Below are 15,118 nucleotides of genomic sequence, written 5' to 3' on the forward strand. Positions count from 1 at the left end.
AAACGCCCGGTTACATTCCGAACCCGGAAGCTAAGCCTTACAGCGCCGATGGTACTGCAGGGGGGACCCTGTGGGAGAGTAGGACGCCGCCGAACTCCTTTTAGAGCTCTGGCTCTTGGGCATACAGCCCGAGAGCCAGAGCTTTTTTGCGTTGAGGTAAGGTCGGGGGACAGCGTCGACACTTTTCCCACAGGAGGATCCCGGGTGGAGGTCCAGGAGACGCGGGTCCAGACAGACCGCGTCCTCACCATCCCGAACATGCTCAGCATGGCGCGGCTCGTTGGCGTACCACTGTTCCTGTGGCTGATCCTGAGGCCGGAGTTCGGCGGTCCGAAGAGCGACGGCTGGGCCCTCCTGGTGCTGGCCTTCAGCGGCGTCAGCGACTACCTGGACGGCAAGCTGGCGCGACGGTGGAACCAGATCAGCAGCCTCGGCCGGCTGCTCGACCCCGCCGCCGACCGGCTCTACATTCTCTCGACGTTGGTCGGCCTCACCTGGCGCGAGATTCTGCCGCTCTGGCTGACCGCCGTTCTGCTGGCGCGTGAGCTGGTTCTCCTGGTCATGGTGGGCATCCTCCGGCGGCACGGCTATCCGCCGCCGCAGGTGAACTTCCTGGGGAAGGCCGCCACCTTCAACCTGATGTACGCCTTCCCACTGCTCCTGCTCAGTGACGGAACTGGCTGGATCTCGTCACTCGCTGCTATTTTCGGATGGGCGTTCGCCGGATGGGGTACAACTCTGTATTGGTGGGCAGGAGTGCTCTACGTGGTCCAAGTCCGCCGTCTGGTTCGTGCGGACGCCGTGGCCGATTGAACTCGCTGATTGGCACGCACAAGGTGGTGCGATGGCCCGCAGTAGAAAAGTGCGGGACAATCCTGGCGGGTGAAATCGGCTAGACCGTCGTCTCTTCGAGGAGGACGCTTCCGACATGAAGGCCGTCGTGATGGCCGGGGGTGAAGGCACCCGCCTTCGCCCCATGACCTCAAGCATGCCCAAGCCGCTCCTGCCGGTGGCCAATAGGCCGATCATGGAGCATGTTCTGCGGCTGCTCAAAAAGCATGGGCTCAACGAAACCGTTGTGACCGTCCAGTTCCTTGCATCGCTCGTCAAAAACTACTTCGGTGATGGCGAAGAACTCGGGATGGAGCTCACCTATGCCAACGAGGAGAAGCCACTCGGTACCGCAGGGAGCGTGAAGAACGCCGAGGAGGCGCTGAAGGACGATGCCTTCCTCGTCATCTCCGGTGATGCCCTCACCGACTTCGACCTCACCGAGCTGATCAATTTCCACAAGGAAAAGGGCGCCCTGGTCACGGTCTGCCTGACCCGCGTCCCCAATCCGCTGGAATTCGGCATCACCATCGTGGACGAAGAAGGCAAGGTCGAGCGCTTCCTCGAGAAGCCGACCTGGGGGCAGGTCTTCTCCGACACGGTGAACACCGGCATCTACGTCATGGAGCCCGAGGTCTTCGACTACGTCGAGCCCGATGTGCCCGTCGACTGGTCCGGTGACGTCTTCCCGCAGCTGATGAAGGAGGGCAAGCCCGTCTACGGCTATGTCGCCGAGGGCTACTGGGAGGACGTAGGCACGCACGAAAGCTATGTGAAGGCGCAGGCCGACGTCCTGGAGGGCAAGGTCGACGTCGACATCGACGGCTTCGAGATCTCCCCGGGCGTGTGGGTCGCCGAGGGCGCCGAGGTCCACCCCGACGCCGTGCTCCGCGGGCCGCTGTACATCGGCGACTACGCCAAGGTCGAGGCCGGCGCGGAGATCCGCGAACACACGGTCGTGGGGTCCAACGTCGTCGTGAAGAGCGGCGCCTTCCTGCACAAGGCCGTCGTCCACGACAACGTGTACGTCGGACCGCACAGCAATCTGCGGGGCTGCGTCGTCGGCAAGAACACCGACATCATGCGGGCCGCGCGGATCGAGGACGGTGCCGTCATCGGTGACGAGTGCCTGATCGGTGAAGAATCGATCGTCCAGGGCAATGTGCGGGTCTACCCGTTCAAGACCATCGAGGCCGGAGCGTTCGTCAACACCTCGGTGATCTGGGAGTCCAGGGGACAGGCGCACCTCTTCGGGGCCCGGGGCGTGTCCGGGATCCTGAACGTCGAGATCACACCGGAACTCGCGGTGCGGCTGGCCGGCGCGTACGCGACGACCCTGAAGAAGGGCTCGACCGTCACCACGGCCCGCGACCACTCCCGTGGTGCCCGTGCGCTGAAACGGGCGGTCATCTCCGCGCTGCAGGCCAGTGCCATCGACGTACGGGACCTGGAGAACGTGCCGCTGCCCGTGGCGCGGCAGCAGACCGCGCGGGGCAGCGCGGGCGGCATCATGATCCGGACCACGCCCGGTGTGCCGGACTCCGTCGACATCATGTTCTTCGACGGCCAGGGCGCCGACCTCTCCCAGGGCAGCCAGCGGAAGCTGGACCGGGTGTTCGCGCGGCAGGAGTACCGGCGCGCGTTCCCCGGGGAGATCGGGGATCTGCACTTCCCGGCCAGTGTCTTCGACTCGTACACGGGCTCTCTGCTGCGGAACGTCGACATCACCGGCATCGCGGAGTCCGGACTCAAGGTGGTCGTCGACGCCTCCAACGGCAGTGCCGGCCTGGTGCTGCCGAGTCTGCTCGGCAAGCTGGGCGTCGACTCGCTGACCATCAACCCCGGTCTCGACGAGTCCAGGCCGACCGAGACGGCCGACATGCGGCGCTCGGGGCTGGTCCGGCTCGGGGAGATCGTGGCGTCCTCCGGTGCCGCCTTCGGCGTACGGTTCGACCCCGTCGGTGAGCGGCTGTCCCTGGTCGACGAGAAGGGGCGGATCATCGAGGACGACCGGTCGCTCCTCGTGATGCTCGACCTCATCGCGTCCGAGCGGCGCAGCGGCCGGGTGGCGCTCCCGGTGACCACCACCAGGATCGCCGAGCAGGTCGCGGCCTATCACGGCACGCAGGTCGAATGGACGACCACGTCGCCCGACGACCTCACGCGTGTGGGCGGTGAGGAAGGGACGATCTTCGGCGGTGACGGCAAGGGCGGCTTCATCGTCCCGGAGTTCAGCAGCGTCTACGACGGCACGGCGGCCTTCGTGCGGCTCATCGGACTGGTGGCGCGCACCCAGCTCACGCTCAGCCAGATCGACGCGCGCATCCCGCGGGCGCACGTGCTCAAGCGGGATCTGGCGACCCCGTGGGCCGTCAAGGGCCTGGTGATGCGGAGGGTCGTGGAGGCGGCCGGCGACCGTTTCGTGGACACCACCGACGGCGTGCGTGTGGTGGAGACCGACGGCCGCTGGGTGATGGTGCTGCCCGACCCGGCCGAGGCGGTCACCCATCTGTGGGCCGAGGGGCCCGACGACGCCTCCGCGCAGGCCCTGCTCGACGAGTGGGCGGCGGTCGTGGACAGCGCGGGTCGGTGAGCGGCCGACGCGGGCGGTAAAACGAGCGGTACGCGTGCGTGCCGGACAAGTGTCCCCAACGGGGCCTGTCCGGCACGCCGGTAGGTCCGTTCGGAGGTAGGGGCTGCGGCGTGCGACGATGTGCGGCATGCCGCAGCAACCCCCCGTTCGGAGCACACCCGCGCGGCCCGCTCGCCCGGATGCCTCCATGTCGTTGATCACCAACGTCATGGACCACAGCCTCGACGACGGATACGCCGAGGCCGCCGCGCGGCGGAAGGCCGACGGCGGCGGTGGCATGCCGAAGACGCTCAGGGCGAAGCTGGGGTTGGCTGGCGGTCTGGTGCTCGCCGCTCTGATCGTGACCGTCGGTGCCGCGCAGGCCAGGGTCGCGGCTCCCGTCGTGGCCAAGGAGCGTGAGGAACTGATCGACCGGATCGATCAGGAGACCGAGGCCGCGGACAGGCTTGAGGACAGCGTCGACGAGCTGCGTGCCGACGTGAGCGAGCGGCAGCGCGAGGCGCTCCGGGACAGTGACGGAGGCGACCGGTCCACACTGGTGGGCATCCTCTCGGGCGCCACCGCGGTGCACGGGCCCGGTGTGCGACTGGTGGTGGACGACGCCAAGGACGCGAGCACGGGCGGTGACGGGGACGCCCGGTCGGCCTCCGGTTTCTCCGACACCGGGCGGGTTCGTGACCGTGACATGCAGCGTGTGGTCAACGGTCTGTGGGAGTCCGGTGCCGAGGCCGTCTCCATCAACGGGCAGCGGCTGACAGCCCTGTCGGCGATCAGGGCCGCGGGAGACGCGATACTGGTCGACAACAGACCGCTGGTGCCGCCGTACACGGTGCTCGCGGTGGGGAACGGCGGAGAGCTGAGCGACCGGTTCCAGAACAGCGCGGACGGGCTGTATCTGCATGTCCTGCAGGAGAACTACGGGATCCGGACGGCCATCTCCGTGGAGGACGACGTCCGGCTGTCCGCCGCACCGAGTGTGATCGTACGTACCGCACAGCCGATAACCGAGAAGGACGCATCGTGATCGCCGTACTGGGCCTCGTCGTGGGAGTCGTGGCCGGACTGTTGGTCCGGCCCGAGGTTCCGGCGGCCGTCGAGCCTTACCTGCCGATCGCCGTCGTCGCGGCGCTCGACGCCGTGTTCGGAGGGCTGCGGGCCATGCTCGACGGCATCTTCGACGACAAGGTCTTCGTGGTGTCGTTCCTGTCGAACGTCGTCGTCGCCGCCCTGATCGTGTTCCTCGGCGACAAGCTCGGCGTGGGGGCCCAGCTGTCGACGGGCGTCGTGGTGGTCCTCGGCATCCGCATCTTCTCCAACGCCGCGGCGATCCGCAGGCATGTGTTCCGGGCGTGAGGCCGATGAGTGAGCACGAGCACAACGAGACGACGCGCCCGGCGGTGTCCCCGCCGCGGCCCGCTCCGGACGCCGCGCCCGCGGCCGGCCTGCGCAGGGAATTGCCCGCGGAGGTACCCGCCGGGGTGCCCACGAGGGCACCCGCACCCGCGGAGGAGGACGTTCCGAAGCTCTCGCCCGGTCTGACCGGCCGGCAGCGGCTGGTGAAGGGGCTGTGGCCGCCGAGGGTGACCCGGGCCCAACTCATCGTGGCCCTGCTGCTGTTCGGCCTGGGCTTCGGTCTGGCCGTTCAGGTGGCGTCGAACAGCGACGGCGACAGCGCGCTGCGCGGGGCACGTCAGGAAGATCTTGTGCGCATCCTCGATGAACTAGACGACCGCACAGAGCGTCTTGAGGACGAGAAGCAGGGACTCGAGAAGCAGCGCGACGAACTGGAGAACAGTTCCGACCAGGCCGAAGAGGCCCGTAGGCAGACGATCGAGAAGGAACGGCAACTCGGCGTACTGGCGGGCACCGTGGCCGCGCAGGGGCCCGGGATCACGATGACCATCGAGGACACGAAGGGGATGGTGGAGGCGAACATGCTGCTCGACGCCGTCCAGGAGCTGCGCGCGGCCGGTGCCGAGGCGATCCAGGTGAACGGTGTGCGGGTGGTGGCGGGGACCTACCTGACGGACTCCGGGAACGGTGTCGGCGTGGACGGGAACAAGATCACCGCGCCCTATCGTTTCAAGGTCATAGGCAAGCCGCAGGACCTCGAGCCGGCGCTCAACATCCCCGGAGGCGTGGTGCAGACTCTCGAGAAAGAACAGGCCACCGTTACCGTGGAGCGGTCGACCAAGATCGTCGTGGATGCCTTGCGAGCGGTGAAGCGGCCTGACTACGCTCGGTCGTCCTCCCGGTGAACCGGGGGTGCATGAGGGGTGTTCGGCGAGGGCATGAGGTTGCGGGGGGTCGACGCACCGAATGGGTGGTGCGTGGTGGAAACTGTCTGGCGGAGGCGGACGTTGTGAAGATGTCCGGGTCGGCCAATGTGTTCAGTCAGGGTTCGTCCTGCCCCACGGGCGGGTCTGTTTCGGTCAAGGGGAATCGCCCGTGAAGTTGTTTGCGAAGTTGTTCGGCAAGAGCGCGCGGCGAGAGGGCAGCGACAACGCGACCGCTCGTCATCGCGCACAGCCTGAGGCGGAAGGCCAGCGTCCGCTGTACCGGGACCAGGTGGGTCAGGGCGCGCCGTCCGTTGACCCTGCGCAGTCCGGCGGCATAGGTTTCGGGCAGCCGTCGACATCGGGTACGGGGGGAGGGTTCTCCGACCCGTACGCGTCCCACGCCCCTGGGGGGCAGCCGCGGCAGGAGGATCCGTCCATGTCGGCCCTGGTGTGTACGAGGTGCGGTAACCGCAACGCGGAGAACAGCCGCTTCTGCTCCAACTGCGGCGCGCCGCTGAGGCCCGGGGTCACTCCCGAACGCCCCTCGGAGACGACGTCCACGATCTCGATCTCCGGTCTCGAGGCCTACGACGCGGAGGCCACCGGCCAGACGCCGACGCCGATGCTCTCCCCCGAGGCGCAGGCGGCCGTCGACGCGCTGCCGATGGGTTCCGCGCTCCTGGTCGTGCGCCGCGGGCCGAACTCGGGCAGCCGCTTCCTGCTGGACGGCGACCTGACCACGGCCGGGCGTCACCCGCAGAGCGACATCTTCCTGGACGACGTGACGGTCTCCCGTCGGCACGTGGAGTTCCGGCGCGGTCCGGACGGCTCCTTCACCGTGGCCGACGTGGGCAGCCTGAACGGCACGTACGTCAACCGGGAGCGGATCGACCAGGTCGCCCTGTCCAACGGCGACGAGGTGCAGATCGGCAAGTACCGGCTGGTCTTCTACGCGAGCCAGCGGGGCTACTGACCTCCTCGGATCCGTCCGGGGGACCCCAGGGAAGGTTCATGGTTCAGACACCGAGCGGCGGTGCCGGCGACGGCGCCGCCGCCGCGGGCACCGGACTGATGAGCATCGGCGCGGTGCTGAACGTGCTGCGCGAGGAGTTCCCCGAGGTCACCATCTCCAAGATCCGTTTCCTGGAGTCGGAGGGGTTGATCGAGCCGCAGCGGACCCCGTCGGGGTACCGCAAGTTCGGCGCCGGGGACGTCGAGCGCCTCGGTCACGTGCTGCGCATGCAGCGCGACCACTATCTACCGCTCAAGGTGATCCGCGAGCACCTTGACGCCATGGAGCGAGGCGAGGCCGTCCAGCTGCCGGTGCTGGGCCGTCCGGGGGACGGGGACACCGGTCAGGAGCCCGCCGAGGAGTCCACGGCGGCGCGCATCGGGCGCGGCCGGCTGCTGGAGGCCGCCGGCATCGACGAGCGGATGCTCGCTGAGTGGGAGTCGTACGGGCTGCTCGTCCCGGTCGAGGAAGGCGTGTACGACGCCGAGTCGGTCACCGTCGCCGGGCTCATCACCGAGCTGGGGCGGTTCGGGATCGAGCCGCGTCATCTGAGGGCGATGAAGGCCGCCGCCGACCGCGAGGCCGGCCTGGTGGACCAGGTCGTCGCCCCGCTGAAGCGCCACCGGAATCCGCAGACCAGGGCCCACGCGCAGGCGCGCACGAAGGAGCTGGCGGGGCTCACGGTGAAGCTGCACGCGGCGCTGGTGCAGGCGGCGCTCGGGATACGGCTGCCCTGAGACGGAGCGGCGCGGGGCCCGGATCGGCCACCCGTTCCCCGCCCGACTACCCAAACGTCCCGGGCACGGCCTAGGGTTGCTGTGTGAACGAGCTCGATGTCGTAGGTGTCCGGGTCGAGATGCCCTCCAACCAACCGATCGTGCTGTTGCGTGAAGTGGGCGGCGACCGCTACCTCCCCATCTGGATCGGACCGGGGGAGGCGACGGCCATCGCCTTCGCCCAGCAGGGCATGGCACCCGCACGGCCGCTGACCCACGACCTGTTCAAGGACGTGCTGGAAGCCGTCGGGCAGGAGCTCACGGAAGTGCGCATCACCGATCTGCGCGAGGGCGTCTTCTACGCGGAGCTGGTGTTCGCCAGCGGCGTCGAGGTGAGTGCCCGCCCCTCCGACGCCATAGCGCTGGCCCTGCGGACGGGTACGCCGATCTACGGCAGTGACACGGTGCTCGACGACGCCGGGATCGCCATCCCGGACGAGCAGGAGGACGAGGTGGAGAAGTTCCGCGAGTTCCTCGACCAGATCTCGCCGGAGGACTTCGGAACCAGTAACCAGTGAGGGCGGTCGGCGGCCGCCACCCGGGTCGGCCGTCGTGGCTCGCGCCGAGCGCATTCGGCTAGCCTTTCCCCGCGGTGAGGTACGGGAAACCACTCTTAGGGTGATTATCACTCGGCGTGCCGAGTGTGGCGATCGTTGACGCACCCTTGGTGACTGCCTACCTTCGAGGAGGCAGGTCAAGGACGGAGGTCGGCGTGAGAAGCAGCGGCGACGGTACGGCTGGGGGTGCCCCCGGGCGCGGTTTCGGGGCGGGCGGGCCGTACCCTCCCCAGAGCTCCCGGCTCCGTCCGAGCGGGGGGCATCCCGCGCACGGCGGCGCGATCGACCAGGCTCCGCAGCGACCGACGGCCGTGCCGAGCAGCGGAGGGGCGACATCCATGGCGTCCGAGCAGATCGGCTACCGGGGGCCCACGGCCTGCGCCGCCGCCGGTATCACCTACCGGCAGCTCGACTACTGGGCCCGTACGGGGCTGGTCGAGCCGAGTGTGCGGCCGGCCCACGGATCGGGCACGCAGCGGCTGTACAGCTTCCGCGACGTCGTCGTGCTGAAGATCGTCAAGCGGTTCCTGGACACGGGCGTCTCCCTGCAGAACATCCGCACCGCGGTCCAGCACCTGCGTGAGCGCGGCTTCAGCGACCTGGAGCGCATGACGCTGATGAGCGACGGGGCCACGGTCTACGAGTGCACCTCGCCCGACGAGGTCCACGCCCTGCTCCAGGGTGGCCAGGGTGTCTTCGGCATCGCCGTGGGCGTGGTGTGGCGGGACGTGGAGAGCGCGCTGTCCCAGCTGCACGGGGAGCGCGTCGACACCGGGGAGACCCTGGTCGGGCACAACCCGATGGACGAGCTGGCCCGGCGGCGGAACAAGGCGGTCTGAGGCTGTCCGGGGACGTCCGGGAACGGCCGTTGTCAGTGGCGTAGGGCAGCATCGGAGACGTGAGATCCGCGCCCACGATCCTGCACCTCGACATGGACGCCTTCTTCGCCTCGGTGGAGCAGGCGTCCAAGCCGAGCCTGCGCGGGAAGGCGGTCGTCGTGGGCGGGCTCGGGCCGCGGGGTGTGGTGGCCACCGCCTCGTACGAGGCACGGATCTTCGGCGTCCACTCGGCGATGCCCATGGCGCAGGCCCGGCGGCGCGCGCCGAACGCCGCGTATCTGGTGCCGAGGTTCGCTCTCTACCGGTCGATCAGCGAGCAGGTGATGAGGCTGCTGAAGGCCCTGTCACCACTGGTGGAGCCGCTGAGTCTGGACGAGGCGTTCGTGGACCTGGAGGCCGGCGGTGCGGCCTGGGACGAGCGGTCGGCGCGCCTGGCAGGGGCGAAGCTGCGCGCGGACATACGAGCGGTCACGGGGCTCACCGGGTCGGTGGGGCTCGCGGCCTCCAAGATGCTGGCGAAGATCGCCTCGGAGCAGGCCAAGCCGGACGGACTGGTGCTGATCGAGCCGGGCACGGAGCGGGCCCTGCTGGGGCCGCTGCCGGTCCGCACCCTCCCGGGCGTCGGGCCGGCGACCGGTGATCACCTGCGGCGGGCGGGGATCCACACGGTCGACGAGCTCGCCGAGGCCGGGGAGGACGAGCTCGTACGGCTGCTGGGCAGGGCCCACGGACACGCGCTGTTCGCGATGGCGCTCGCCCGGGACGAGCGGCCCGTGGTGGCCGAGCGGGAGACCAAGTCGGTGTCGGTCGAGGACACGTACGACGTGGACATCCACGACCGGCTGCGGGTCGGTACGGAGGTGCGGCGGCTCGCGGACCGGTGCGTGAGCAGGCTGCGGGCGGCCGGCCTGTCGGGGCGGACCATCGTACTGAAGGTACGCCGGTACGACTTCTCGACCCTCACCCGGTCCGAGACGCTGCGGGGCCCCACGGACGATCCGGCGGTGGTGCGGGAGGCGGCCGCGCGGCTGCTGGACTCGGTCGACACGACGGGCGGGGTGCGGTTGCTGGGCGTCGGGGTCAGCGGGCTGGCCGACTACACGCAGGAGGACCTGTTCGCGCAGGCGGGCGGGCAGGTGGACGACCTTCCGCACGAGGAGACCGAGGCCGCGCCCGCACCTGAGCCGGAGACGCCCGCCGAGCGGCGCTGGCCGGCGGGGCACGACGTACGGCACGCCGTGCACGGGCCCGGATGGGTGCAGGGCAGCGGGCTGGGCCGGGTCACGGTGCGCTTCGAGACACCCGACTCGGAGCCGGGCCGGGTGAAGACCTTCCGCGTCGACGACCCGGCTCTGCAACCGGCGGAACCGCTGCCGCTGGTGTCCCGAAGACCCGGGGAGACCGAGGGCGCGGGGGCCGACGGAGGGGTGCGGGCGGAGGGCGGGTGAGCGGGGCGGATCAGGACGGCCTGTCGTTCCCGGCGAGTTTGCCGAAGTCGCGGTCCGGGAGGGGAGGAGGAGCGGCGAGGTCCAGGCCGTAGTGGTGGTAGAGCTGGAGTTCCTGTTCGGGGGAGAGGTGGCGGCCCACGCCGAAGTCGGGGGCGTCCTTGATGAGGGCGCGTTCGAAGGGGACGTGGAGGGCGCCGTCGACGAGGTCGCTGGGTTCCAGGGGGACGAAGGCGTCCCTGCTGAACAGGCCGGTGCGTATCGCCGCCCACTCCGGTACGCCGGTGGCGTCGTCGAGGTAGACCTCGTCGATCGTGCCGATCCGGGTTCCGTTGCGGTCGAACGCCTTGCGGCCGATCAGGTGGCGCGGATCGATGTCAGTCTGCACAGGCCCTCCACTGGTCGCAAACTCATCCGTAAGCACTACAGAACGGCACAATCGGCTGGACGGCCACTCGGAGGTTATTGGTGTGGTGCTCGCTGGTACGCTGGCAAACGGCTGCTGACCCCGTGCGGGAGAGCCCTCCGGACACCATCGGAGGCGCCGAAGGAGCAAATCCTCCCCGGAATCTCTCAGGCACACGTACCGCACGGACGAGGTCACTCTGGAAAGCAGGGCGGATGTCGACGGCTTCCGCTCTCACCGACGGTGAAAACCGGGCGCCTTCGGGCCGTCCGGTGAAGCTCTCAGGTTGAGATGACAGAGGGGGAGGCCGTCCGGGCACCCGCGCCGTGGTGCCCCTCGAAGGTCGTCGGACCAGGAGGCCTCCTCAATGACCGCCCCTCGCACTCCGCTCTCCGAGCTCGAACAGGGAATCCCCTTCGAGCAGCGCCACATCGGCCCCGACCACGAGGCCCGGGCCAAGATGCTCGCCCAGGTCGGCTACGGCTCGCTGGACGAGCTGACGGCCGCCGCCGTGCCGGACGTGATCAAGAACGCCGACGCGCTGGACCTGCCGGGTGCCCGGAGCGAGGCCGAGGTGCTGGCCGAGCTGCGCGCGCTGGCCGACCGCAACGAGGTGCTCGGCTCCATGATCGGGCTCGGGTACTACGGGACCTTCACCCCGCCCGTCATCCTGCGCAACGTGATGGAGAACCCGGCCTGGTACACGGCGTACACGCCGTACCAGCCGGAGATCTCCCAGGGACGGCTCGAGGCGCTGCTGAACTTCCAGACCGTGGTCGCCGAGCTCACCGGCCTGCCGACCTCGGGGGCCTCGCTGCTCGACGAGGGCACCGCCGCCGCCGAGGCGATGGCGCTGTCCCGGCGCATGGGCAAGAACAAGAAGGGCCTGTTCCTGGTCGACGCGGACGCGCTGCCGCAGACCATCGCCGTGATCGAGACCCGCGCCGAGCCGACCGGCGTCGAGGTCGTCGTCGCCGACCTGAGCGAGGGCATCCCCGCCGAGGTCGCCGGGCGCGAGATCAACGGCGTGCTGATCCAGTACCCGGGTGCCTCCGGTGCCGTGCGCGACATCAAGCCGGTGATCGACCAGGCGCACGAGCTCGGCGCGCTCGTCACCGTCGCCGCCGATCTGCTCGCCCTCACGCTGCTGAAGTCGCCCGGTGAGCTGGGCGCGGACATCGCGGTCGGCACCACGCAGCGCTTCGGTGTGCCGATGGGCTTCGGCGGGCCGCACGCCGGCTACATGGCCGTGCAGGAGAAGATGGCGCGCAGCCTGCCCGGACGGCTCGTCGGCGTCTCCGTCGACGCGGACGGGAACAAGGCCTACCGTCTCGCCCTCCAGACCCGTGAGCAGCACATCCGCCGCGAGAAGGCCACCAGCAACATCTGCACCGCCCAGGTGCTGCTCGCCGTCATGGCCGGCATGTACGCCGTCTACCACGGCCCGGAGGGGCTGCGGCTGATCGCCCGGCGCACCCACCGGTACGCCACCGTCCTCGCCCAGGGGCTGCGGGACGGCGGAGCCGAGATCGTGCACGGCTCCTACTTCGACACGCTGACCGTGCGCGTCGCCGGGCGGGCGGCGGAGGTCGTCGCCGCCGCCCGCGACAACGGCGTCAACCTGCGCCCGGTCGACGCCGACCACGTCTCGATCGCCTGCGACGAGACCACCACCCGGGAGCGGTTGGCCGCCGTGTGGAGCGCCTTCGGCGTCGAGGGCGACGTCGAGGCCCTGGACGCGGTCGCGCAGGACACGCTGCCGGACGCCCTGCTGCGCACCGACGAGTACCTGACCCACCCCGTCTTCCAGCAGTACCGCTCCGAGACCGCGATGCTGCGCTACCTGCGCCGGCTGTCCGACCGCGACTATGCGCTGGACCGCGGCATGATCCCGCTGGGCTCCTGCACCATGAAGCTCAACGCGACCACCGAGATGGAGCCGGTCACCTGGCCCGAGTTCGGTCAGCTGCACCCCTTCGCGCCCGCCGAGCAGGCCCGGGGCTACCTCACGCTCATCCACGAGCTGGAGGACCGTCTCGCCGAGGTCACCGGCTACGACAAGGTGTCCCTCCAGCCCAACGCCGGCTCCCAGGGCGAGCTGGCCGGTCTGCTCGCCGTACGCGGCTACCACCGGGCCAACGGCGACGAGCAGCGCACCGTCTGCCTCATTCCGTCCTCCGCGCACGGCACCAACGCAGCCAGCGCCGTGATGGCAGGCATGAAGGTCGTCGTCGTCAAGACGGCCGACGACGGCGAGATCGACGTCGCGGACCTGCGCGCCAAGATCGCGCAGTACCGCGACGAGCTGTCCGTGCTGATGATCACCTACCCCTCGACGCACGGCGTGTTCGAGGAGCACGTCGCCGACATCTGCGCCGAGGTGCACGAGGCCGGCGGTCAGGTGTACGTGGACGGCGCCAACCTCAACGCCCTGGTGGGGCTGGCCAAGCCGGGCCACTTCGGCGGTGACGTCTCGCACCTGAACCTGCACAAGACCTTCTGCATCCCGCACGGCGGCGGCGGCCCCGGCGTCGGCCCGGTCGGCGTGCGGGCGCACTTGGCGCCGTACCTGCCGAACCACCCGCTCCAGCCGGAGGCCGGTCCGAAGACCGGCGTCGGGCCCATCTCGGCGGCGCCGTGGGGCTCGGCGGGCATCCTGCCGATCTCCTGGGCGTACGTCCGTCTCATGGGCGGCGAGGGCCTGAAGCGGGCCACCCAGGTGGCCGTGCTCAGCGCCAACTACATCGCCAAGCGCCTGGAGCCGCACTACCCGGTGCTCTACACCGGCCCCGGCGGGCTGGTCGCGCACGAGTGCATCATCGACCTGCGCCCGCTGACCAAGGCGACCGGCGTCAGCGTCGACGACGTGGCCAAGCGGCTGATCGACTACGGCTTCCACGCGCCGACGATGTCGTTCCCGGTGGCCGGCACGCTGATGATCGAGCCCACCGAGTCCGAGGACCTCACCGAACTCGACCGGTTCTGCGAGGCGATGATCGCGATACGCGCGGAGATCGAGAAGGTCGGCTCCGGCGAGTGGCCCGCGGACGACAACCCGCTCCGCAACGCCCCGCACACCGCCGCCGCGCTCGGCGGGGAGTGGGAGCACGCGTACGACCGCGCGGAGGCCGTCTTCCCGGCCGGGGTGAGCGCCGCCGACAAGTACTGGCCGCCGGTGCGCCGCATCGACCAGGCCTTCGGCGACCGCAACCTGGTCTGCTCCTGCCCGCCGCTGGACGCGTACGAGGACTGACACACGCCGAAGGGGGCCCCTCCACAGGGGCCCCCTTCGGCGTGTGCGGCTACGCCGGGTACGCGTGCGTCTGCGTCGCCTTGACCGTCGCCCAGACCGTCGCGCCCGGATGCAGGTCGAGTTCGGCCGCGGCGACCGTGGTGAGGTCGGCGGCCAGGGCGAGTTCGCCGGTGAGCTCCGCGCGGACCCGGTCCCCGTGGGTCTCCAGACCGGCGACCGCGCAGCGCCAGAGGTTGCGGGCGCTGGAGCCGGTCGGCCGGTCCCGGTACAGGGTGACGGCGCCGGGCGGGAACGCCACGAAGGCGGGCCCGGAGAGGCCCTCCGTGGTGTTCACGGCGGGGCCCGCGTCGAGCCGCACCGTGTGGCCGTCGGCCTGCCCGCGGTACAGGTTGAGGCCGACCAACTGGGCGATGTACTCGGTGCGCGGGTGGCGGGCGATGTCGGAGGGCGTGCCCTCCTGCACGATCCGGCCCTGTTCCACGACGACCAGACGGTCGGCGAGCACCATGGCGTCCAGCGGGTCGTGCGTGACCAGGACGGCGACGGCCTCGAACGCCGCCAGATGACGGCGGAGCTGCGCGCGCACCTCCAACCGGGTGCGGGCGTCCAGGGCGGCGAGCGGTTCGTCCAGGAGCAGCAGCCGGGGGTGGGTGGCCAGGGCGCGGGCGAGGGCCACCCGCTGGGCCTGGCCGCCGGACAGCCGCCGGGGCTTGGCGCCCGCGTGCTCGGCCAGACCCATGCGGTCGAGCCACTCGGCGGCCCGGGCGCGTGCCTCCGCCTTGCCGGCACCCCGGCAGCGCGGCCCGAAGGCCACGTTGTCGAGCGCGGTCAGGTGCGGGAAGAGCAGATAGTCCTGGAAGACGACGCCCACCGGGCGGGACTCCGGCGGGGTGCGGCGCAGATCCGCGCCGTCCAGCCGCAGATGCCCGGCGCCGAGCGGGGCGAGGCCCGCGAGTGCGCGCAGGGCGGTGGTCTTGCCGGCCCCGTTCGGTCCCAGCAGGGCGACGACGTCACCGGGCGCGGCGGTCAGCGCGATGTCCAGGCGGAAGGAGCCGCGGTCCACGACGAGGTGCGCGTCCAGGCCCTCGGCGGCGGCGTCGGGCACGGTTCCGGGACTCTTCGGCATG

General features: G+C 70.2%; 13 protein-coding genes, 1 rRNA gene and 1 riboswitch. Of the genes, 12 read left to right on the plus strand and 2 right to left on the minus strand.

Annotated elements, in window-relative coordinates; translation table 11 throughout:
* The 11 genes from rrf to AB0A94_RS18765 all read left to right on the plus strand — a co-directional run.
* Positions 1–95: ribosomal RNA gene (gene rrf, locus AB0A94_RS18715) — 5S ribosomal RNA — on the plus strand; the annotation flags it as partial.
* A 109-nt stretch (positions 96–204) separates the two neighbouring features.
* The gene (locus AB0A94_RS18720) at positions 205–813 is read left to right on the plus strand and encodes a CDP-alcohol phosphatidyltransferase family protein (RefSeq protein ID WP_073934564.1); all 609 of its coding nucleotides are present in this window, start codon (positions 205–207) and stop codon (positions 811–813) included.
* A 115-nt stretch (positions 814–928) separates the two neighbouring features.
* Positions 929–3,424: a mannose-1-phosphate guanyltransferase gene (locus tag AB0A94_RS18725; RefSeq protein ID WP_361745578.1), complete on the plus strand. Its 2,496-nt coding sequence runs from the start codon at positions 929–931 to the stop codon at positions 3,422–3,424.
* A 187-nt stretch (positions 3,425–3,611) separates the two neighbouring features.
* Complete coding sequence (locus AB0A94_RS18730) at positions 3,612–4,448, plus strand: DUF881 domain-containing protein (RefSeq protein ID WP_361745580.1); 837 nt, start codon at positions 3,612–3,614, stop codon at positions 4,446–4,448.
* Positions 4,445–4,777: a small basic family protein gene (locus AB0A94_RS18735; RefSeq protein ID WP_003977440.1), complete on the plus strand. Its 333-nt coding sequence runs from the start codon at positions 4,445–4,447 to the stop codon at positions 4,775–4,777. The genes AB0A94_RS18730 and AB0A94_RS18735 overlap by 4 nt, the downstream gene beginning before the upstream one ends.
* Positions 4,778–4,782: 5 nt before the next feature.
* On the plus strand, positions 4,783–5,682 hold the full coding sequence (locus AB0A94_RS18740; protein WP_361745582.1) for a DUF881 domain-containing protein: 900 nt from the start codon (positions 4,783–4,785) through the stop codon (positions 5,680–5,682).
* 61 nt (positions 5,683–5,743) lie between these two features.
* Positions 5,744–6,676, plus strand: a complete 933-nt coding sequence (locus tag AB0A94_RS18745) for an FHA domain-containing protein (RefSeq protein ID WP_344561659.1) — start codon at positions 5,744–5,746, stop codon at positions 6,674–6,676.
* Positions 6,677–6,714: 38 nt separating this feature from the next.
* Positions 6,715–7,452 (plus strand): MerR family transcriptional regulator, encoded by a 738-nt coding sequence (locus AB0A94_RS18750; RefSeq protein ID WP_361745584.1) that lies wholly within the window; start codon positions 6,715–6,717, stop codon positions 7,450–7,452.
* Positions 7,453–7,535: 83 nt separating this feature from the next.
* A complete protein-coding gene (locus tag AB0A94_RS18755) occupies positions 7,536–8,009 on the plus strand; it encodes a bifunctional nuclease family protein (RefSeq protein WP_004934251.1) in 474 nt (157 codons plus the stop codon).
* A gap of 194 nt (positions 8,010–8,203) precedes the next feature.
* Positions 8,204–8,887 (plus strand): MerR family transcriptional regulator, encoded by a 684-nt coding sequence (locus AB0A94_RS18760; RefSeq protein WP_217135604.1) that lies wholly within the window; start codon positions 8,204–8,206, stop codon positions 8,885–8,887.
* Between the two features lie 59 nt (positions 8,888–8,946).
* The gene (locus tag AB0A94_RS18765) at positions 8,947–10,335 is read left to right on the plus strand and encodes a DNA polymerase IV (RefSeq protein WP_361745586.1); all 1,389 of its coding nucleotides are present in this window, start codon (positions 8,947–8,949) and stop codon (positions 10,333–10,335) included.
* A 10-nt stretch (positions 10,336–10,345) separates the two neighbouring features.
* On the opposite strand, the gene AB0A94_RS18770 is transcribed toward AB0A94_RS18765, so the two are convergent.
* Positions 10,346–10,720, minus strand: a complete 375-nt coding sequence (locus tag AB0A94_RS18770; RefSeq protein ID WP_361745588.1) for a PRC-barrel domain-containing protein — start codon at positions 10,718–10,720, stop codon at positions 10,346–10,348.
* A 115-nt stretch (positions 10,721–10,835) separates the two neighbouring features.
* Positions 10,836–10,931, plus strand: a riboswitch (glycine riboswitch).
* A 174-nt stretch (positions 10,932–11,105) separates the two neighbouring features.
* Between AB0A94_RS18770 and gcvP the strand changes: the two genes are divergently transcribed.
* The gene (gene gcvP, locus AB0A94_RS18775) at positions 11,106–13,991 is read left to right on the plus strand and encodes an aminomethyl-transferring glycine dehydrogenase (RefSeq protein WP_361745590.1); all 2,886 of its coding nucleotides are present in this window, start codon (positions 11,106–11,108) and stop codon (positions 13,989–13,991) included.
* A gap of 49 nt (positions 13,992–14,040) precedes the next feature.
* Here gcvP and AB0A94_RS18780 read toward each other — a convergent pair whose 3' ends face one another.
* Entirely contained in the window at positions 14,041–15,117 is a 1,077-nt protein-coding gene (locus AB0A94_RS18780) for an ABC transporter ATP-binding protein (protein ID WP_361745592.1), read from the minus strand.
* Position 15,118 lies beyond the last annotated feature (1 nt).

The sequence above is a fragment of the Streptomyces sp. NPDC044984 genome (assembly GCF_040646935.1).
Lineage (GTDB): Bacteria > Actinomycetota > Actinomycetes > Streptomycetales > Streptomycetaceae > Streptomyces.

Bases quoted from the DNA above. Each gene is read 5' to 3' on its own strand.
- gcvP (WP_361745590.1), top strand. From the start codon at position 11,106: ATGACCGCCCCTCGCACTCCGCTCTCCGAGCTCGAACAGGGAATCCCC.
- AB0A94_RS18730 (WP_361745580.1), top strand. From the start codon at position 3,612: ATGTCGTTGATCACCAACGTCATGGACCACAGCCTCGACGACGGATAC.
- AB0A94_RS18740 (WP_361745582.1), top strand. From the start codon at position 4,783: ATGAGTGAGCACGAGCACAACGAGACGACGCGCCCGGCGGTGTCCCCG.
- AB0A94_RS18745 (WP_344561659.1), top strand. From the start codon at position 5,744: ATGGGTGGTGCGTGGTGGAAACTGTCTGGCGGAGGCGGACGTTGTGAA.
- AB0A94_RS18725 (WP_361745578.1), top strand. From the start codon at position 929: ATGAAGGCCGTCGTGATGGCCGGGGGTGAAGGCACCCGCCTTCGCCCC.
- AB0A94_RS18750 (WP_361745584.1), top strand. From the start codon at position 6,715: ATGGTTCAGACACCGAGCGGCGGTGCCGGCGACGGCGCCGCCGCCGCG.
- AB0A94_RS18780 (WP_361745592.1), bottom strand. From the start codon at position 15,117: ATGCCGAAGAGTCCCGGAACCGTGCCCGACGCCGCCGCCGAGGGCCTG.